Origin of the sequence: Muriicola sp. SD30 (assembly GCF_041205185.1) — a bacterium.
GTDB lineage: Bacteria > Bacteroidota > Bacteroidia > Flavobacteriales > Flavobacteriaceae > Muriicola.
Map to the genome: position 1 here is coordinate 20,698 of NZ_JBGEWB010000005.1, position 21,275 is coordinate 41,972.

Consider the following 21,275-nt stretch of genomic DNA (forward strand, 5'->3'; position numbering starts at 1 on the left):
AAATTTAGGTAAGCAGGTGCGCCCTATCCGATTTTTGCTTTACGATTATCTTCCCGAACACTACAAAAATCGGAGAGGATCCATGCGCAGTTAAGTTCTGGTAAGATTTGGGTGGAACTTATTTAAAATATGGATTCTTTATACAATTAATAGGAAAATTCTGAATTCAATGGCGCTAACAATTGTTAAAGAGATGGCTATTTTCTATTTTGGTACAATATTATTTTTATCCATTATTTCTTATATAGTCTATGCCGGAATGTATCGAATGTAAAGCTTATACAAAATTTAATAACGGATTATGCACGACTTGCTATTTCGGACAGTTTATTACTTTATTCGACAAAAAAAAACTTTTAAAATACTATCTTATTTGATGCAATTGAATTAGTGAAAACAGGAATAGACATACTCGAAAATGAAATTGTACAGCAGTACCCTGATGTACTCGATATTCTTATTCGAGACCATACTTCTCAGAAAAACATCTTTTGGGCAACGGACAATTATGAACATCTCGGTGAGTCTTACAAATACAACGCACCAATCACTCCTGATTTAATTACCGGTGAGAACGGTGATATCATTATGCCTAGAGTCCACAAAGACCATGTTTTACAGAAAGCAAGGTCAAAGGAAATGGCAGAGGTATTCACACCTTCTTGGGTTTGTAATGCCCAGAACAATTTGATAGATGATGCTTGGTTCGGAGAGAAAGAAGTATTTAACCGAGAAATCACAACTTCGGATAGAACTAAAAGTTGGGAAGTCAATCCAGACAAAGTTATATTTCCGAGAAGTAAAAGTTGGAAGCACTACATACGAGATACACGACTTGAAGTTGCTTGTGGAGAGGCACCCTATATTACCAGCCGCTACGACAGTACCACAGGTGAATTTATCCCAGTTGATGAAAGAATTGGAATTTTAGACCGAAAACTTAGAGTTATTAATGAAAATGTTGACTCCACAGGTAATTGGCTAAAGGCAGCACAAACGGCCTATAAAAATACATACGCATTTGAATGGCAAGGTGACAGCTTGCTATTAGCTAGAGAAGCTATGCTGGCCACCTTCATTGAAAACTATACACACAAATTTGGAAAAGAACCACTTCTTAAATCTATTCAATACATCGCCTATATCATTTCGTGGAATGTTTGGCAAATGGATGGATTAAAGGGCGTAATTCCCAATACATGCGGACACAAAACAGAGGTGTTTGTAAATCTCTTTGGTGAAACTGAAACCACACACAACTTTTGTGAAGGTTGTGAAAAAGGAAACATCAAGAAACACAATGGGATTTATTGCTTAGTAAAAAATTGGTCGAACAACGATTTGAAAACAGCTAAAACGGGAAGGAAAATCAGGTTCGTTGACCTTAATAGAAAAGGAAAATGAAATTCACATCATCACTAAAATTAAAACTGATCTATGTATTTCGCATCAATGAAGATAGCCATAGAGGCTGCTTGAAAATTGGAGAAGCTACATCTGAAGATGCAGATTTATTTGGGTTAAAACCAAATAGCTCGGCTTTAAACAAAGCTGCAAAAACCAGAATAAATCAGTACACTCAAACCGCAGGAATAGCTTACGATTTACTCCACACAGAGCTTTCTATTTATACTAAGAATAAAACTTTTCATGGCTTTTCAGATACAGAAGTTCATAAAGTGCTTGAGCGATCAGGTGTAAAGCGGAAAACATTTGATACAAAGAACAAAGCCAACGAATGGTTCATTACCGACCTTGAAACGGTAAAGAAAGCCATAACCGCAGTAAAGGAAGGCAGGGATTCACTACATGCAAGTGAAGTAACTGAATCACAGTCGCCTATCGTATTCCGACCCGAACAAAAAGAGGCTATTGAAAAAACGGCCAAGCATTTCAAGAAAGGAAATGAAATGCTGTGGTTCGCCAAAATGCGTTTCGGGAAAACACTGTCAGCACTTCAAGTAGTAAAAGAACATGATTTTACCCGTACACTTATTTTAACGCACCGCCCTGTAGTCGACAAGGGATGGTTTGAGGATTTTGGGAAGATTTTTTACGATGCCCCAAAATTCTCTTATGGCTCAAAAAATCAAGGAAATCAATTTGCAACACTTGAACGAGAATGCACAAATGGAAATTTTAAATACATCTATTTCGCTTCCATACAGGATTTGCGTGGTTCTGAATTAGTAGGTGGTAACTTTGACAAAAACGATGAGATTTTCAGCACCGATTGGGACTTTATCATCATTGATGAAGCCCATGAAGGAACGCAGACAGAATTAGGGAAAAACGTACTTGCAGAGCTTAGAAAAGAGGAAACAAAGGTTCTACTTCTTTCAGGTACACCATTCAACCTTTTGGATAACTACAAAGAGGATGAAATTTTCACTTGGGATTATGTCATGGAGCAAAAAGCCAAAGCAGAATGGGATAAAATTCACTTTGGAGATCCAAACCCTTATGCATCCCTTCCAAAACTCAATATCTTCACGTACGACTTGGGCAAACTGCTTCATGGATATATCGATGAAGAAGTAGCTTTCAATTTTCGTGAATTTTTTAGGGTGGATGAATCGGGTGAATTCCTGCACAAAAAGGATGTGCTGTCCTTTTTGAATCTAATCTGTAAATCTGACGATAAAAGTAATTATCCCTATTCTACTGAAGAATACCGAGACAACTTCCGTCACTCTCTTTGGATGGTGCCAGGTGTAAGAGAAGCGCGGGCGTTAAGCACTTTGTTGCAATCGCACTCTGTTTTCGGCCAGTTTAAAATTGTAAATGTTGCAGGTGATGGAGACGAAGAAGAAGCCAATGAAGAAGCTCTCAAAAAGGTAGAGAAAGCAATTAGTGATAAACCTCATGAAACGTACACCATAACTCTTTCCTGCGGTCGATTGACTACAGGTGTTTCCGTTAAAGCATGGACTGCTGTATTTATGCTTTCAGGCTCTCATAACACTTCAGCTTCTGCTTATATGCAAACCATTTTCAGGGTACAAACTCCCGCAACCATTAACGGAAAGGTAAAAGAAGAGTGTTTTGTTTTTGACTTTGCTCCAGATCGCACTTTGAAGGTCATAGCCGAAACGGCCAAGGTTTCAGCAAAGGCAGGTAAAACGAGCGACTCTGACCGAAATGTTATGGGCGAGTTTCTGAACTTCTGCCCCATTATTGCTTTTGATGGCTCGCGCATGAAGGATTATGACGTAAACGGCATGCTCGAACAGCTAAAAAAGGTCTACATCGAGCGTGTGGTTAACAATGGCTTTGAGGACGGGTATTTGTATAATCGCGACCAATTGATGCAATTGGACGATGTGGAGGTCGAAGAATTCAATGGTCTAAAAAAGGTGATTGGCAGTACCAAAGCCATGCCCAAAAGCAAGGAAATTGAAGTCAATAAACAAGGCTTTACCGAAGAAGATTACGAAAAGATAGAACAAGCGCAAAAGAAGAAGAAAAAAGAACTATCACATGAAGAAAAAGAGCTTCTTGACAAATACAAGGAGCAAAAGAAAATGCGCAACACCGCAATTTCTATTTTGCGTGGTATTTCCATTCGTATGCCACTTCTGATTTATGGAGCGGATGTTTCCAATGAAGAAAAAGAACTGACGCTAGACAATTTTACCGAATTGGTAGACAACCAATCGTGGGAGGAATTTATGCCAAAGGGCGTTACGAAGAAGACTTTTCAGAAATTCAAGAAGTATTATGAGCGTGATGTATTTAGAGCAGCTAGCAAGCGCATCCGAGCATTAGCCAGAGCTGCCGATCATCAAACCGTTGAAGAACGTATTGAGCGCATTACCCATATTTTTGGCACCTTTAGAAATCCCGATAAGGAAACCGTCTTAACGCCTTGGCGGGTGGTGAATATGCACTTGGGCGATTGCCTTGGAGGTTACTGTTTTTTGGATGAAAAGCGAGAAAAAACCATCTCCCAACCTCATTTTGTCTCACAAGGGAAAGTAACCGAAGAAGTTTTCGAAACGGATTCGTACATTCTAGAAATCAACTCCAAATCGGGTTTGTATCCGCTTTATGTTACCTATTCTATTTTCCGCAACCGCATCAAAGAAAAATACCCAAGCAAAGAACCGAATACACTGAGCATTGAGCAGCAGCAAAAATTATGGGATAAATCCGTGGCCGAAAATGTATTTGTGCTTTGCAAAACACCAATGGCAAAGAGCATTACTAAACGTACCTTGGTTGGTTTTCGTGATGCTAAGGTGAACACCCACTATTTTGAGGACATGGTGCGCCAAATTACCCAACGCCCCGATAAATTCATCGCAAAAATCAGAAAAGGACAGTCTTATTGGAAGACTAATAAAAATAACAATATGAAATTCAACGCAATTGTAGGAAACCCTCCTTATCAAGATACAAATGAGAAAACCAGTGATACACCTATCTACAATCACTTTTATGATATTTCATGCCGTATTTCTGATAAAGTAACCTTCATTACCCCAGGTAGATTTCTATTTAATGCGGGTAAAACACCAAAAGATTGGAATAAAAAGATGCTTAATGATAAGCACTTTAAGGTAATTTGGTATGAAAGTGATAGTACAAATGTGTTCCCAAACGTCGATATAAAAGGTGGGGTTGCGGTGACATTTCGGGATGCTAACAAAGACTTTGGAGTAATTGGTGATTTCTCTCCGCACCAAGAAGTTTCGTCAATTTTGAGGAAAGTCAAAAGTGGCAAGTTCGACTCATTGAGCAAATACGTTTTTGCGCCAGAAAGTTACCGTGTAAGCAAAAAGCTTCACTTAGAAAATGAAGAGGTAAAAAGTAGACTTAGTAAGGGACACTTATATGATTTTACGACAAATATTTTTGAAAAACTAGATGACCTTTTCTATCACGATAAACCGGATGACAAGAATGAGTACATTCAAATTCTAGGAAGGATAAATAATGAACGTGCCTACAAATGGATTAGGAGAGATTATGTAGATCCACATGACAATTTAGACAGCTTTAAGGTAATTCTGCCTAAGTCCAATGGCACAGGTAGCTTGGGAGAAAGGTTATCAACTCCACTTACTGCAAATCCTAAAATTGGACATAATCAGACCTTCATTAGTATCGGCTCATTCTCAAATGAATTGGAAGCAGAAAATCTATTGAAGTATATAAATTCAAAATTTCTAAGGTTGTTGCTAGGAACTCTTAAAGTAACTCAGGATAATAAAAAAGCAGTTTGGAAAAATATACCACTTCAAAACTTCACCGCTAATTCAGATATTGATTGGAATAAATCCATCCCCGAGATTGACCAGCAGCTTTACAAAAAGTACAAGCTAAGTGAAGAGGAAATTGCGTTTATAGAAAGTATGATTAGGCCAATGTCCGAGTAATCTTTTTTAGTACAAAAAAGCTATCTGCAACCTTCTAAAAAAAATTAATGAAATGAGTTATCAAAAAGATACCTATCAAATAGAAAAAGGCCGATTGGGTTGACCCTTTAATAGCACATGATGATCCAATTTTAGGAAACTATTCTGATTATTTGCCTTGATGGCTGTAGCAGCACTTCGAGCGCTTTATTTACAATTTCAGTATCCAATTCTTTAAGATAGGCTTGGGTAACACCCAGATTCTGGTGGCCCAAAGATTCACTGATCACATCCGTAGCGACACCTTTTTGTTTGAGGCAATTGGCAAAACTATGCCGGGCAACATAGCTACTAATGTTCTTGGTAATCCTGCAAAGTTTGGCTACTTCCTTAAGTTCTTTATTATAAATACCCAACATTTTATGTTTCCGATCGGCTAGTTGGGTAGGGGTATAGTCTTCGCGAAACAGCAACGGAAAAACATATTTGTTTCTGTAACCATGGATGCGATAATAGTTCAGTATTTTTTGAACCGGAGGCATTATAGCAATAGAGAAATTTCCTTTGGTTTTTGCTCGAGTGTAGTAAATGACATTAGCTTCAACATCTTTCCATTCCAAGCACATCATATCCGCAAAATTCATACCCCTGGTATAGAAGCTGAAAACGAAGTAATTTCTGGTGTTGATTAAATGTGGGTGGTCAGACAAATCTAAATTGATGATGCGGATTATTTCTTCATAATCCAATGCACGTTTAAAACCTTTACCTCTTAGCCTTGATATTTTATAGGTTTTAAATGGATATAGATTTTCCTTGATTACACCACGCTCTATAGCTTTATTAAACAGCGCCCGTATCGCCCGCATTTTTACACCAACGCCACCATCCGTGCCTCCACGTGAGCGGAGAAAGGCATCATACTTACTTAAAAAAGCAGAGTTTATCTCTCTAAAATATAATTTCTTGATTTTATGAAAAATTTGAATTGAAGTTTTTGCATCCTTATAAGACTTCGCATTTCCAATACGTCCTGCATAGGTCATTTCTTCAATGATCTCATCAAAAAAGGCAAATACATCGTTCTTGACAGGGTTGAAGGTGATTCTGTAGTTTCTGTCGAAATCCTGTAAAGAATAATCAGGATTTTCAATTTCTAAATCTGTTATGATTTTGTAGGCTCTTTCCTTGATCTTTACAAGCAGCCTATTGTATTGGATGTGGTTTGAATTTCTTTTGTTGAAATTTCCGGTGGGTTCTATCCACTCACTCAATTTTGCGCTGAACGGAGTTTTATAATGTCTACATTGTCTCTCTTTTGTAACACGTAAACAGACAGGATATGTTCCATCAGAAAGTTGTTTCTTTTTTAGTACAATCTTAAGATTAATCATATGTGGCAGATTTTGGGGGATTAAATTTTAAAAAACCTTTATTTTGCTATGGCATATAGTTCGTTTTGGGGACAACATAGGGACAACAAATAGGCTATTAAATGTAAAAATTGTAAAACCAAATGCAAAATAAAAAATCATAAAATATTGATAATCAGACTATAAGAAGACAAATGATGCTACATGAAAACACCACTTTTGAGGCTGTTAATCAGAGGGTCCTTGGTTCGAGCCCAAGAGGGGGAGCCAAGAAGCAGAGCAGAGCTCGCTTCATCGCTACACTTAAGCCATCCACACAGTGGGTGGCTTTTTTGTTTATAAAACTTAGAAACTCTTGATTTTACAGATTATAAGGTCCATTTCCAAGTGAATTGTAAGTTTATTATGGAAAGTTCGCTTTACCACTGGACTTGTTTTTATTTGTACTTGTTTACTCGGCTATCATCAATAACACCCTTCCAATCCATACCAAAGGCAAAATCGTAAATATTCCCTTCTGAATCTTTATAGGGTTTCATATCAAAGGGTACATCTTCGGCCTGTTTCTCTACCTCTCCCATATTTTCGGGCATCTGCATGGGCAAAAGCGCCGAAGGTTCGGCCTTACCGGAAATGATATCAAATAGTGCCTGATCTTGCACCCCAAAATTCAAAAGTATTGCCGAGGCATCTTTTTCGATTTCCGAGAATACCATAGGGTTGCTTGTTGTTATTGAAACCAGAACGGGCTTCCCTTTCATTTTCATTTTGGTTTCCCAAACCAATTGGGCATCCGTTTTATTGGCCGTTGAGGTCGATTTGTTCTTGTAACCCCTGTCCGTAAAATTTTCCAAAGGGTCTCCGCCCGCAATGCTTTGTTCCCTGGCCTGCGTCGCTTTGTAATCTCCATATTGCAGACTTATGGGAATGTATCCGTTGCCACCTTTTTCAACATCAGCCTTGTCATACCCGATAGTGGCGGCCGGGTTTTGGATAAATACCAGGGCCATATCAGCTTCCCCGGGGTTGTCGGTGACATTAAAATATTTTTTTGCCAGTTCGATATTTATGGGATAATCGGTAGAGGCCGGACTTTCCATCCCCAAAAAATTACGGCTGGCTGGAACAAAACGTTTCGGAATATATACCGTTTTCTTTTCCGCTAGCGGCATTACATTATCAGCATTCTTCAATAAAACGATGGATTTCAATTGCGTCTCGTAACCCACCTTCATAAATTCCGGCTTGCCGACGATGGTCTTGGTTTCAGAAGGATCTTGATATGGATTTTCAAAAGCCCCGACCCTAAAAATATTCTTCAAAAGGCGTACGGCGGATTTCTCCATCCTGGCCCGCATTTTGTCTTCACCATGTTCCTTTACGCCCATTGCATAGGCTTCCAATACGGGCTTGGCATCGTTGTTTCCACCAAATTGGTCTACGCCTGCCATCAAAAGTTTATAATGACGTTCTGCAATGCTCAAATTTTCTACGCCCCAAGATTTTCCATCTACAAAGACATCCATTACTTTATGGTCGCCCGTGACACCCCAATCGGTGCAGACCACGCCATCGTAATTGTATTTTTCGCGGAGCAGATCTGTAATCAGATATTTGTTATAAGCGTTGCCCACGTTTTCTCCGTTCTTTGTGTCCTGGTTCCAGGAAATGGTATAATAGGGCATTACCGCAGCAGCCATTTTTGTTTTGCCATCCAGTTTAAAGGCACCTTCGGTAAACGGAATCAGATGCGCATCAAAGTTGTTTCCGGGATATACGGCAAATTTTCCCGCGCCGTAGTGGGCATCCCTTCCGGCCTCTCCGCTTCCACCGCCAGGCCAATGCTTTACCATGGCGTTCACGCTATGAAAGCCCCAACCATTTGCGATTTCACTATCCTCATCGGAAGTCTGGAAACCATCACAATAGGCCTGTGCCATGGCAGCCGATAGTTTTGGGCTTTCTCCAAATGTACCGCTAAACCGCGCCCATCTGGGTTCGGTGGCAATATCTACCTGTGGCGATAGTGCCGTGGTAATGCCTAAGGCCCGATACTCTGTTGAGGCGATAGCACTAAACTGTCTAACCAATTCAGGACTAAAAGTAGCGGCCATACCCAATGAACTGGGCCACATGGAAATTTCCCCGCCCGCAGCGGCATCATATTCTGCCTTGGCCCTTGTGCCATGTCGTGGATCAGAACTGTTGTTGGCAGGAATTCCCAATCCTGTTCCTTCGCAGAAGGCCTGTAACTTATTGTTCCATTTAGCAGCAATTTCTGGGGATTGCACGGAGGTAAGCAGAACATGTCGAAGGTTGTCTGTTTCCAAAAATTTCTGTTGTTGGTCGGTCAGATCCGAGGCATCGGTTTCTCCTTCGGTATATCGTTTCCCATTATAAGTTCCTGCAAAATAGCCGTCCGGTCTTGCAGGAATGGATTGGTGTGCACTATAAAGCATCAATCCTGCAATTTGTTCAACAGTCATTTTCGAGGCCAGGTCTTTTGCCCGCTCATCAGAAGACAAACGCCAATCTTCATAGGAATCAAGGGTATTGTTTTTGTTCAGATCTTTGAACGCCAAACCGTCGACCGTTAAAAGGGTTACGCCCGAATTCGGGTTGTACCCTAAGGTTGGTCCCTCTTCATTTCTTACCAGCCTAAAGTCTCCTCTGGCTTCTTCGGAATACTTAAGCTCTTCTTTACAGCCAAAGGTTAATAAAATGATACAACAGAGTAATAATGTTGTTATTTTTTTAGTTTCCATCTATTGTGTTTTAAATAGTTTTTTTTGAATACTACTCTACCATATAAAATTCCAAACCAGGAAGTTTCTTTTGGGCCAGTATATTTTTTCTTCTGATTGGCCAATGACGATAGAAGTGTTTTTTTGAAAGTGACTCAACCGGATAAAAATAGGTATTGAATTATTCTTTCGGTTTCTTCAGGTATCCATACTCAGGCTTAAATTCGCCTGTATAATTTAAAGATAGATAAAAATTTGAACATGAATAGTTGGTATTAAATCAGTTAAAAAAGACCAACTATTATAACCTTGTTTTACTACAAATCTGGAAAAACAACTATTAAATCACATCGCAGAGAAAAGTACTTTAAGACCACTCAGGGGAAAAGGATGTTGAAATTAATGCTCAGAAAAACATTTATTGAAATAGGAAACCCTAATTGATCACCTGCTATTTATCCAATATACCTAGAGAGCTTAATTGAATATCCCTGATGAAAATTCTTTCAGACTAAGTTTACAGAGTTAAATTAATAAGTATAAAAGTGCCTGGTTATTAATAAGAAGCTGATATTGCCAAACTAGGGTAAGCGTTTATTATATTGCATATTAAATCTAACGTTATGAAAAATACTTGTTTTGCTCTGTTGGTGACTTTGCCCATTTTCCTTTTTTCTCAAAATATGGATTACAGTGTAACTTCTTATCTGGAGCCTGGAAATAAAGCCCCAAATACGCATTATATTGGCGAGGCATGGTTAAACAGTCTTCTACGTGCTGATGAAAGTTTTAATTATAACATCACCAAGGCTATGTTTAAAGCAAATTCAACATTAGACTGGCATAAACACTCCTCTCCACAGGTTTTGATAATTGTAGAAGGAGAAGGGTACTACCAGGAAAGAGGAAAGGACCCAATTAGAATGAAGGAAGGGGATGTTATCAGATGTGAAAAAGAAACCGAACATTGGCATTCGTCTTCAAAGGAAAAGGATGTTACATATTTGGCCATTTACGGAGGTACTGAGCCAACAACCTGGACTGAAGTATTAAGTCAGGATTATTATGATACTGTGGCTCACAGATTAAAATAATTGGTCAGGTTAAAATCTTTGAGACTAAGGGAAATCTATAGTCCAACTACATACTTAAAGGTAATAATCGTTTTGCCCTCTTTTTTGAAATACTGCAGCCATACACAAAAAATGAGTAGTTTTTTAATAGAATGTTCCGGGCCAGAAACCTATCGGTAAAGGTTTGCCATCTATTTTCAAATTATTCATAGATACAAGGGATAATAATCCGTGCTTTTTCCCAATTCTATTTCTATCTTGGGAAATATTATTTAACTTGGTATCTTTCTAAATAATTTAAACCGAAAGAAGCATGAAAACGATCACTAGCGAAGTAAACCAATATTGGGTCCACTTTCAGTCAGGAGGAAGTGATAAAAGTAAAGTATATCCCAGAGCCCTTGTCAAGTGTTATCACGATGACGACTTTGTGGTTCAGGTGAATTTTTATCCCGATGGGAAGGTACCTGAAAACCACTACGACAAGCGTAACAAATTGGTGTATATGAGGTATCCTATCTCTATGTATCCTAATGTGATCGATTTGTTAAGGAATGAGAAACCTATTTACTTCAGCTATAATATTGAACTGAAACTTGGTTATGTCAGGACAGGGAAAGAACCTATAGGTGAAGGCAACATGGACGCAGATTTTTAATCTGTGGATTAAGAGTTAACTCAATAGAGAATATCCAAACGATATAAATTATAAAAGAGCTGTAGAAATACAGCTCTTTTATATTGATAAAATCCGAGTATGATTGCTTAATTCAGAAAGCTATTCAATGATCCCTGTCTTTTTTGCCCTCTCTTCCCAATTTCTTCGGGCCATGAGCTGAAGGTCTTCAACGTTGTCGCTCTCATCCATAATCTCTAGCCCGAGCAGGGTTTCGATGACGTCCTCCATGGTCACCAAGCCACTTACTGAACCGTATTCATCTACAACCAGAGCAATGTGTTCCCTTTTTCTGATAAAATTCTCAAATAATTGTGGGATTGGCGTATTTCTCTTAGTCACCAAAATGTCCCTTCTGATATCAACTAGCGTGAGCTTGCCATTATCGTTGATGATCTCCTCCATTACGTTGTCCTTCAATACAAATCCGGTGATAGTATCCACAGTTTCCCCGTGAATGGGAATCCTTGAAAAACGAAGACGTGGATTTTGCTCAAAAAACTCCTCGATAGTCTGTGTCTCAGGAGCTATTTTTATCACTGCCCTGGGTGTCATGATATCCTTGGCCATGATCTCATCAAATTGAAGCAGATTTTTAATCACTTTGGATTCCGATTTTTCAAATACGCCTTCCTCTTCAGCAAGGTCGGCCATTACCGTAAAATCCTCCCTGCTCAGAACACTGCCTTTATGTTCTTTTCCAATGAGTCGGGTAAACAGCTGTAGAGCCCACATCAGCCCTGTAATCTGCATGATCCAAACCATACCCCTCAGGATTTGGGTAGAAATACCTGCGAGTTCTTTCCAGTAATTGGCGCCTATGGTTTTAGGGATAATTTCCGAGGCGACAAGGACGAGGATAGTCATGAGGGTTGAGACCAATCCTACCATAAGGTCTTCAGTAAATTGTATTCCAAAAACCGTACGTGTCTGTTCACCGTAAAGGTCTGCATAAGCTACTTTAGCCTGAACCCCTACCAGGATCGCCCCCACTGTGTGGGCAACCGTATTTAAGGTTAGTATTGCTATAAGAGGCTTGTCGATGTCTTTTTTAAGTTCCTCAAGAGTGAGGGCATAGCTTTTCTTTGCCCTTTTTTTTAGGTTGACAAAAGTAGGTGTAACACTTAGCAACACAGCTTCCAGAATGGAGCAGAGGAAAGAGAAAAAAATGGCTAAGAATGCGTATAAGAGCAGTAGGCCCATGGAACTTTGTTCTCAGGCGAAGATACAATAATTTAAAAAAGTTCTTCAATATTCAGGAGGCTGAAATTCAAAGATCAGATCAACGGAGTTAATAGTGAACTCAACCAGTAGATATTATTATCAGCAATTCGATGAAATATCAATTCCCTCTATTAACTGTGTAGCGCGGTCATTTTGACTTGTAAAACATAGACTTGATCCAAATTCTTCACAAAAGGTGATTTACCAATTTATATTGGCAATCTAAATCTTAATAAATTTTTGAAAATGAACAATAAGATTAATGCATTGGAAATTGCCAGGTTTATGATTTGTGTCGGAATTGCCTGGATCGCCTGGATAACCCACTACCATACCGGGGCCATATTTTAAAATTAAGCTAACTCAATAAAAAAGCGCTGCCAGAAGGCAGCGCTTTTTGTTTTGGTTCAATACCATTAATCATCTATCCCCTGCCCTAAAATATAAGGTGCACCCATACGCTGCAATTCTTTTTCCAATTGTGTAATTGTGGTGTTGGCAATGGTCCGGATCTCCGTATATAAAGAGGCCATCATGGTCTTGGCCAGCTCGAGATTCTGCTTATGCAGGGGAGTGGGGCCGTATGTGGTTGATAAACCACGTCTGGCCACGTTCAGATGATCGCCTGCATTGGGCGGATTGCGTTCCCCGATCTCGTCCCTGGACTTATTGCCTTCCAGTTTTTCTTCAAAGGCAAACAATTGCTGCTGCAAATCGTGGAGCCTTTTCGCTGTATTGCCCGGTGCAGCCGGAGCCCTGCTCAAAGCCAGCTCCATGGCCTTCACTTTGTCCATGCTACTGTTTAAAACATCGGAGATCTTACTTTCCTGGGTTGCAACTTCGTTGTATGCAGAGATGTATGCATTGTATTCTTCATAAGAAACGCCTTTCAAAGTACCTTCAAACAAGGGTTCAACCTGAAAGGTGATGGGACCATCCAATTGTGTAACGACTCCATCTACTTCCTTAGACAGCGTTGCGGTGTAGGTTCCCGGCATAGCCAGCGGACCTGAGTTCCACCAGGATCTGCCCCCGCCTGAAGACTGCCCGGGTCTGATCGCCCTGGAGCTGGGGTGCCTTAGATCCCATGCAACTCGATTTATGCCTTTACTACTGCTTCCTTCCACATTTCTGATTACGTTGTTATTGGCATCCTTAATCGTGATCCAGATCTTTGGATCCTGCTCTCGTCGTTCCGCTTCCAATGCATCCCATCCCGGAAAGGGAATGGAAGCATTTCTTTTTTCCAGGTCTTTTTCCTTGTCCTTACGCGCTTTAGATTTTGAAGTAAATCCTTCTGCCAGAGAATAGGTAAACCAGGCCCCAAAATCGGGATTCTCTGCAAAGTAATAGTCGGCACCTGTGTTCCCTATCACATTTTTAGGCACATACCAGGGGGCCGTTCTTGTTGAATAAAGCGCCCCTTCCTTTTTGAGGGATGCGTCGGTTATTTCACGCAAGGCACTGTAATCGTCCAGCACAAAAAAGCCACGCCCGAAGGACGCGCCTACCAGGTCATTCATTTCCTTCTGTATCACCAGATCGCGGAAGGAAATTGTAGGGGATCCCGGTACTTTATGCCAGTTCACCCCCCCGTTCATTGAGGTGTAGATCCCGTTTTCCGTTCCAATAAACAGCAGGTTCTTATTCACATGATCCTGAACTAGGCGCCATATCATGGTATTCTGCGGGAGGTCTCCTTTGATGGATCTCCAGCTTGCCCCTTTATCGGTACTCTTGTATAGATAGGTAGAGAAATCCCCTTCTTTGTGATTATCAAGCGCCACGTATACCGTGCTTTCATCAAACAGGTCGGCCTTAATATCATTCACAAATGAACGCGAAGGAAGTCCCAGTCTGGTTACGGGAATACCGTTCCAATTGCCGCCTCCATCTGTTGTAACCTGGATAAACCCGTCATCTGTTCCCGCATAGATAACCCCTGCAGTTACAGGAGATTCTGAGAGGGAGGTGATAGTATTGTAATTAGACATAGCCCCAACATCCCATGCATTGTCCCAGCTTTGCTGTTTCCCCATGATGGGTAAGGTAATCCGTTCTTCATTGCGGGTAAGGTCGCCTGAAATGGGCGTCCAGCTGTTTCCCCTGTCTTCCGATTTCCAGACCCGGTAGGAGGCAAAATAAAGACGTGAAGGTTTATGCGGACTCACCAGTATTGGCGCATCCCAGTTGAAGCGTTCGTGTGGTTCCCCAGCCCTGGGTTGAGGTTGGATAAACACGCGGTCGCCCGTAATAAGATCTATCCGGTGCAATCCGCCCTGCTGGGTTTCTGCGTAGATGATGTGGTTGTATTCGGGATCGGTAGCCGACTGGTGCCCGTCTGCACCCAGGGTCTTGTACCAATGAGCATTTCGGATCCCTTGTGGCTCGTCTGTTCTCGATGGCCCTCCGGCGGAGCCGTTGTCCTGTGTACCCCCAAAAATATGGTAGAAAGGCTTCTGGTTATTTACGGCAACTTTGTAAAACTGTGTAAGTGGCAGGTTTTTGATATACCGCCATGTTTTGGCCAGGTCGAAACTTTCATAGATCCCGGCATCCGTACCTACGAGCAGGTAATCGGGGTCATCGGCCCTGAAGGTGATTGAATGGTTATCGGAATGCTTGTCGCTTTCCTGCAACTGTACAAAGGTTTTACCTCCATCATCGGAGGTCAGGATTCTTACATTCATTAAATACAATCTGTCAAAGGCATGCGGACTGGCATATAGTTCCTGGTAGTAATGCGGTCCGGTTCCTCCGGAAACGGTATTCGACATTTTTTTCCAGGAAGAACCCCTGTCTTCAGAGCGGTATACTGCCCCCTGGGTTCTATCCAGTTCGATGGCCGCGTAGAGCACATCGGGTTGCTGGGGGGAGATTGCGATCCCTATTTTTCCAAGATTTGATTTTGGCAATCCGGAGCTTAGTTTTTCCCAGGTTTCGCCTCCGTCTTCAGAGCGGTGCAGGCCTGAATCGGGCCCTCCACCCATCAGGGCAGCCACGGTACGGTGCCTTTGCCATGTGGCGGCGTAAAGCCTGTCGGGATTGCGGGGGTCCATCATGATATCGGTAACTCCGGTCCATTCATTTCCGCCTAACACCTTCTTCCAGGATTCACCTCCATCTGTGGATTTAAAAAGACCTCTTTCTCCGCCTTTGCTCCATAACGGTCCCTGGGAAGCTACCCAGATCACATCCGGATTATCCGGGTGTACAATGATTTCAGAAATATGCTCCGAGGCTTTCAGGCCCATGTTTTTCCAGCTACTCCCTCCGTCTTCACTTTTATAGACTCCATCTCCATAGGCCACGTGTCTACCTCCAACATTCTCTCCGGTTCCTACCCAGATGGTGGAAGGGTTATTAGGGTCGATGGTTAGGCAACCTATAGAATAGGATACTTCCTTGTCGAAGATGGGTGTCCAGGTAGTACCAGAATTAACAGTTTTCCATACCCCACCTGAGCCTACAGCTACGTACCAGATGCTGGGATCATCGGGATGGAGGGCAATATCGGCGATACGACCCGAGAGAAAAGCGGGTCCAACATTCCGGAGCTTGAGTCCGGCCAGGGAAAGTTTATCTTCTTTAGAATCCGCATCCGCCGAACCGCCGCGATTCCTTTGTGAATAGGCCAGGGAGGAGATGAGCAGAAATACGAGTGTAATAAGTAGTCCTTTTTTCATGGATATAGTGTTTGAGTTATTATTAAAGAGGATGTACAAAATACAACAATTATGGAACTTTCCTGAAGGATTTAAAGGAAGAATAAAGACTGAAGTGAAAGGAACTTAAATTGAAAACAATACATCGATTTTGTAGGCTGTTCTTGATGGAAATCGATACATTTAAATTTCTGAAAAGGAGAACGAGATGAAAAATGGTAAAGTTTATACTGCTCTTTTATTCTTACTGCTTTTACTGGGCATAAGTAATTCAAATTATGGACAAACTGAACTAAAATTCAATGCCGCCTCGGCTTTGCTGTTGATCCCTAATGTAGGGATAGAAGTTCCGATTTCGGAGCGCTTTAGTTTTCAGATGGACCTGTCAGGATCATTCTGGGACTCTTTTGACGGTAAGCCCCTGCAGTTTACCCAGGCTTTCGGGGAGGTTCGCTACTATGGAAAAAATGACACCAGCGGATTTTTCTTTGGGGGTAATGTGGGCTTTGGAATGTTTAACCTTACCAAGTACGGTTATGATGAAGACGTATACCAGAGTGGGCGTAATTACTATATCGGGGCATCCATAGGGTATAAGAAGCGGTTATCAGGCCGTTGGGCCCTGGAGCTCTTCCTGGGCGGAGGTACTTCCCAGGCCACCTACAGGGCTTATAGCCAGGAGACCCGGATGCGGATTGACATCCCTTTGGATGAGGACCGCAATTTCAACAAAAGCGGGGAGTGGATCCCGTATCGTGGCGGACTTATGCTGGTGTACAGCCTGCGTTAAAAAAGATGCCATATCATTAGAAAAGTATTCTTAAATTTGCCCTCCCAATTTGGCCTCATAGTTCAACGGATAGAATAGAAGTTTCCTAAACTTTAGATCCAGGTTCGATTCCTGGTGAGGCTACTTTTTCAAGTTCAAATGAAATTATATTAGTACAAAACTAATTGATTTACAGCGATTTATATTTTTTTGATTTAAAATGAACTCATATAATATCGTTTATAAGAGTTCACAAATCGTCAACATTTTTGTTATTAATGTTTTGTATCTTAATGCTGTTTACTTCAAGCTTTAGGATAAACGATTTACTAGTGATTTGACTTTCGTCCTTAACTAAGTTCAACTTAAAGATGAATGTCATGCGCACTACTTCCACATTTTCTATCCTTTTTTGGGTATACCTCAAAAGAATTAAGAACAACCAAGCTCCCCTTTACGCAAGGATAACCGTAGATGGAAAAAAACTCAATATCAGCCTTAAGCGAAGAATCGATACGAGACTTTGGAACGCCAACAAGCAAAGAATAAAAGGTAACAGCCAAACGGCCAGGGATCTTAATCAGTACCTCAATGAAGTACATTCCGAATTATTTCAATGTTACCATGAATTAAGGGCCGATGATAGACGTATCACCCCACAAGCTATAAAATCAAAATTCCTTGGGGACGACAATGTGAGAATTTACACCTTACGGGATATCATAGCGTACCACAACACCAAAATATTCCAAAAACTGCACCGGAATACATCCCGACTGTACCTGACCAGTCAAAACTATATCCTACTATTTGTAAAAAAAGAATACAAGAGGGAGGACATGGAACTTGTGGAACTCGACTACCGTTTTATCCTGAGTTTTGAAAATTTTCTTCGGAGCCTTAAACCCAGGCACTATCAGAAGCAAATAGGTAACAATGCTGTAATGAAACATATACAGCGATTGCGCAAGATGATCACCCTTGCTTACCATATGGAATGGATTAACAACGATCCCTTTCGTAAATTCAAACAAAAATTAATCCCAACCCATAGAGGGTATCTGACGGCCAAAGAACTGGAAAGACTAGAAGAATTGGCTATTAATTCAAGGCGGTTAAATACAGTGAGGGATTTGTTCGTATTTAGCTGCTACACAGGAATCAGCTATACTGATATAATGTTATTGACCAAAGAAAGTTTGGTATTGGGTATGGATACGTATTGGATCGTTATCAAAAGACAAAAGAACGGAAATCCGGTCAAAATTCCGTTGCTAAAAAAAGCACTGGATTTGATAAAACGCTACATGACCGATAAACGATCTTTGGTCAACAATACCTTGTTTCCCAGGATTTCCAACCAAAAAATGAATGCCTATTTAAAAGAAATAGCACCACTGGCAGAGATTCAAAAGAACCTTACCTTTCATATGGCAAGACATACCTTTGCAACCACGGTTACCCTGACGAATGGCGTGCCCATTGAAACCATTTCCAAGATGCTAGGGCATACAAGGTTAGCCACCACACAAATTTACGCCAAAGTGGTAGAAAGAAAAGTATATGACGATATGCAAATGTTGCGGGAGAAATTGGAACATAAAAATGATTTAGGTACTCCACAATTTTTTGGATAACATAAATTGGCACGTAGGGATTCCAAAGATGAATTAGGTAGGGCTATTACAATTTTTGATCCCCCCAACTCGCCATTATTTTTCCCTCAAAATCACCCCCCATAAAAGGATGGGGTGTTTTGATGGGGAAAATTATACTTTTTAAGTTTTGTTTGTTTTGCTCATTGAATTCGAAAAGTACTCTGTGAGGGGAAAAACAAATTTGCCGCAAATTTTTGCCTGTTTCTAGGGGTTTAGAAGCCATTTGCCGCAAAAATTGTTTTCCCTAAAAATAAATATTTCAACACCCTACCTTTTAAAATACTGGTAAACAACGTTTTATACGTAAATGAAATACTGCAACACCGCGCAAGCGTGTTGCCCTCTTGCTATTCCCTCTTCGTTTTGAAAACTTGCTTTTTTCATGGCATCTGAAAATTCAATAGGTCATTTTAGCTGCAAGGAAAATGCAGATTTGAAACCTAACTTTCTGCAATTCTGCACAAAATGTTTGGAAAGAGTATTACCCTCAAACACTTATCTATTGATAATCAACCTTGCATTGGTCTTCAATTTCGTGCGAATCGTGATTTGCATGAAAAGGTCAATCTATTGCCCAACGTTAAATGGTCTGAGAATTATCAAATGTATTTTGTGCCCAACACAAAAGAGAAAATCCAATTGATATATAAAGTGTTCAAAGGTGTAGCTTGGATCAATGGGAACTACTTTTTTCATAATAAACCACTTGCTAACAAAACAGGCAACACCAATTTTAATCGAGAAGACCATTCAAAATTTAGCAGCCAAGCTCGACTTTGCCCTGATGATTATCTGGAAAAGTTAGAGCTTAAGAAATATGCTCCTAATACGGCAAGAATTTATATCTCTTGTTTTGAGGCATTCATGCGCTTTTATCCAGATGTTCCATTGGATAACATAGACGAAAACGATATTCGTAAATACCTGCTATTTTTGATTCGAAAAGGTTGCTCAGATTCCTATGTCAATCAAGCCATAAACAGTATCAAATTCTACTATGAGATTGTTCGTGGTATGCCAAATCGGTTTTATTCTATTGAACGCCCGAGAAAATCCAAAAAGCTACCAGAGGTACTTTCCATTATAGAGGTTCAAAGCTTACTGGCTGAAATCAGTAATGTAAAACACCGATGCATCGTTGGTTTACTCTATAGTTCAGGTTTACGACGATCAGAAGTACTGGCTTTAAGACCAGAGGACATAGATAGTAAGCGCATGCTTGTTAGGGTCAACCAGGGAAAGGGCAAAAAAGATAGGTACACCATTTTAAGTGCTACATTATTAAAAGAATTACGTATCTATTACAAAAGATATCAACCTAAGACCTTTCTTTTTGAAAGCCCTAATGGAAAAGCGTATTCTCCTACAAGTGTGGTCAACATTGTAAGTCGTGCGGCTTTAAGGGCAGGAATTACAAGGAGAGTGACTCCCCATATGCTACGTCATAGCTTTGCAACTCATTTGTTAGATAAAGGAACAGATTTGCGAAAGATCCAGGTTCTTTTAGGTCATAACTCAAGTAAAACAACCGAGATTTATACACATGTTGCAGAAAATTCCTTCAAGGATATAGATGATTTGCTATCTTAGCTATAAGTGATATATAGTGCATAATGCACTATATTCAATTGTTGGCAAACATTATGATAAAACATCTTCTTTCTATTTTATTTCTCCTCATTAGTCATAGCGTTTCAGCTCAAACTAAATCAACTGAAAATGAAATTTTGATTGACAATTTGTCTAAATTAAAAACACTGGCAGAGGAGTTAAGCATCTCTAATCTTGCTACTGATATTCTTCCTTGGTATGTTAAGAAAGACAAGGATAGCATATCCCAAAAATTGAATTCGTTTCGACTAGATCTTCAAAGATCAAAGGATTCTGTGGAGTACTACTTACAACCCTCTTTTACTGAAGGAGGGACGCATGCAATACGATTTGTTTACAATGACGATACGCCTCACTCAAGTATTTTTGTTGAATTTGCAGAAAAAGATACAATAGCAAATATTATTCATATCGACGATTGGCGTTTAACTCAAAAAGTCGTTAAGGAAAATAAATCTCAGAGTAAAGGGGTTTGGGATATTCCACCACCACCATTGCCTCCCATTATAAAGAATTAACGTTTGCCAACAACGGCTATAATCCAGCGCTGCTTTCTCAATAATTTGAAATTTCCTACATTTAAATAAAACAAGGAACTGGCTAAAATGTGAAACGGTCAGGGCTCGCTTTTTCCGGCGCTAATTTTTCCTGCAATGCAGAAAACCCAACGCTGAGCTTCGCCCTTAACGCCGCGCCGAGATCATAGCCAAGACCGTTGTACACAATTATCAAAACTTAATCTTCATTGAAAACTAAATTGAATCTTTGGCTTATATGTAGTTTCATATGCGCTGCATTGTTGACGTTTTGGATTCATGGAAAGCTCACTCATCATGTCGGGGATATAACGTTTGATAGAAACCAGGATTCTACTGAATTTAAACTTTGTAATGACGAAAATATTTATCAATACTACTCAATAAATACTCATTATGAAGGAGGCAAACGGGCCATAAAAGAAAAACTTCAAAATCAATTTTCAAATATATTGCTTCCAGAAACTGGATTATTAACTATCCGTTTTATACTTAACTGTGAGGGTAAGACTGGACGTTTCCGAGCTAAAATGATCAATAATTCATTGAAGGATATTGATGTCTCCAAATACGATCTATCCCCATT

General features: G+C 40.3%; 12 protein-coding genes, 1 tRNA gene and 1 pseudogene. 10 read left to right on the forward strand and 4 right to left on the reverse strand.

Translation table 11 applies throughout. The annotated features are described in order from the left end of the window. Positions 1-390 precede the first annotated feature (390 nt). Entirely contained in the window at positions 391-1,404 is a 1,014-nt protein-coding gene (locus tag AB8P51_RS14880; protein WP_369749670.1) for a restriction endonuclease subunit M, read from the forward strand. Further along, entirely contained in the window at positions 1,401-5,381 is a 3,981-nt protein-coding gene (locus tag AB8P51_RS14885; protein ID WP_369749671.1) for an Eco57I restriction-modification methylase domain-containing protein, read from the forward strand. Before AB8P51_RS14880 ends, AB8P51_RS14885 begins: the two co-directional genes overlap by 4 nt. 131 nt (positions 5,382-5,512) lie before the next feature. Here AB8P51_RS14885 and AB8P51_RS14890 read toward each other — a convergent pair whose 3' ends face one another. Beyond that, complete coding sequence (locus tag AB8P51_RS14890; protein ID WP_369749672.1) at positions 5,513-6,754, reverse strand: phage integrase SAM-like domain-containing protein; 1,242 nt, start codon at positions 6,752-6,754, stop codon at positions 5,513-5,515. Between the two features lie 416 nt (positions 6,755-7,170). Further along, positions 7,171-9,498, reverse strand: a complete 2,328-nt coding sequence (locus tag AB8P51_RS14895) for a glycoside hydrolase family 3 N-terminal domain-containing protein (RefSeq protein WP_369749673.1) — start codon at positions 9,496-9,498, stop codon at positions 7,171-7,173. 602 nt (positions 9,499-10,100) lie between these two features. Between AB8P51_RS14895 and AB8P51_RS14900 the strand changes: the two genes are divergently transcribed. Together AB8P51_RS14900 and AB8P51_RS14905 are read left to right on the forward strand one after the other, a co-directional pair. Continuing rightward, positions 10,101-10,571, forward strand: a complete 471-nt coding sequence (locus AB8P51_RS14900; RefSeq protein ID WP_369749674.1) for a cupin domain-containing protein — start codon at positions 10,101-10,103, stop codon at positions 10,569-10,571. 292 nt (positions 10,572-10,863) lie between these two features. Then, positions 10,864-11,208, forward strand: a complete 345-nt coding sequence (locus tag AB8P51_RS14905; RefSeq protein WP_369749675.1) for a hypothetical protein — start codon at positions 10,864-10,866, stop codon at positions 11,206-11,208. A gap of 120 nt (positions 11,209-11,328) precedes the next feature. On the opposite strand, the gene AB8P51_RS14910 is transcribed toward AB8P51_RS14905, so the two are convergent. Both AB8P51_RS14910 and AB8P51_RS14915 read right to left on the reverse strand, forming a co-directional pair. Then, on the reverse strand, positions 11,329-12,429 hold the full coding sequence (locus tag AB8P51_RS14910) for a CNNM domain-containing protein (RefSeq protein WP_369749676.1): 1,101 nt from the start codon (positions 12,427-12,429) through the stop codon (positions 11,329-11,331). Between the two features lie 437 nt (positions 12,430-12,866). Then, on the reverse strand, positions 12,867-16,136 hold the full coding sequence (locus AB8P51_RS14915; protein ID WP_369749677.1) for a glycosyl hydrolase: 3,270 nt from the start codon (positions 16,134-16,136) through the stop codon (positions 12,867-12,869). Between the two features lie 187 nt (positions 16,137-16,323). On the opposite strand from AB8P51_RS14915, the gene AB8P51_RS14920 reads away from it, so the two are divergent. From AB8P51_RS14920 to AB8P51_RS14945, 6 genes and pseudogenes are all read left to right on the forward strand, one after another. Continuing rightward, on the forward strand, positions 16,324-16,905 hold the full coding sequence (locus tag AB8P51_RS14920) for a DUF3575 domain-containing protein (RefSeq protein ID WP_369749678.1): 582 nt from the start codon (positions 16,324-16,326) through the stop codon (positions 16,903-16,905). A gap of 51 nt (positions 16,906-16,956) precedes the next feature. Beyond that, positions 16,957-17,028 (forward strand) — tRNA-Arg (locus AB8P51_RS14925). A gap of 236 nt (positions 17,029-17,264) precedes the next feature. After that, entirely contained in the window at positions 17,265-18,521 is a 1,257-nt protein-coding gene (locus AB8P51_RS14930) for a site-specific integrase (protein WP_369749679.1), read from the forward strand. A 486-nt stretch (positions 18,522-19,007) separates the two neighbouring features. After that, a complete protein-coding gene (gene xerA / locus AB8P51_RS14935) occupies positions 19,008-20,132 on the forward strand; it encodes a site-specific tyrosine recombinase/integron integrase (RefSeq protein ID WP_369749680.1) in 1,125 nt (374 codons plus the stop codon). Positions 20,133-20,185: 53 nt separating this feature from the next. Continuing rightward, a complete protein-coding gene (locus AB8P51_RS14940) occupies positions 20,186-20,671 on the forward strand; it encodes a hypothetical protein (RefSeq protein WP_369749681.1) in 486 nt (161 codons plus the stop codon). A 227-nt stretch (positions 20,672-20,898) separates the two neighbouring features. Beyond that, positions 20,899-21,275, forward strand: a pseudogene (locus tag AB8P51_RS14945) (hypothetical protein); the annotation flags it as partial.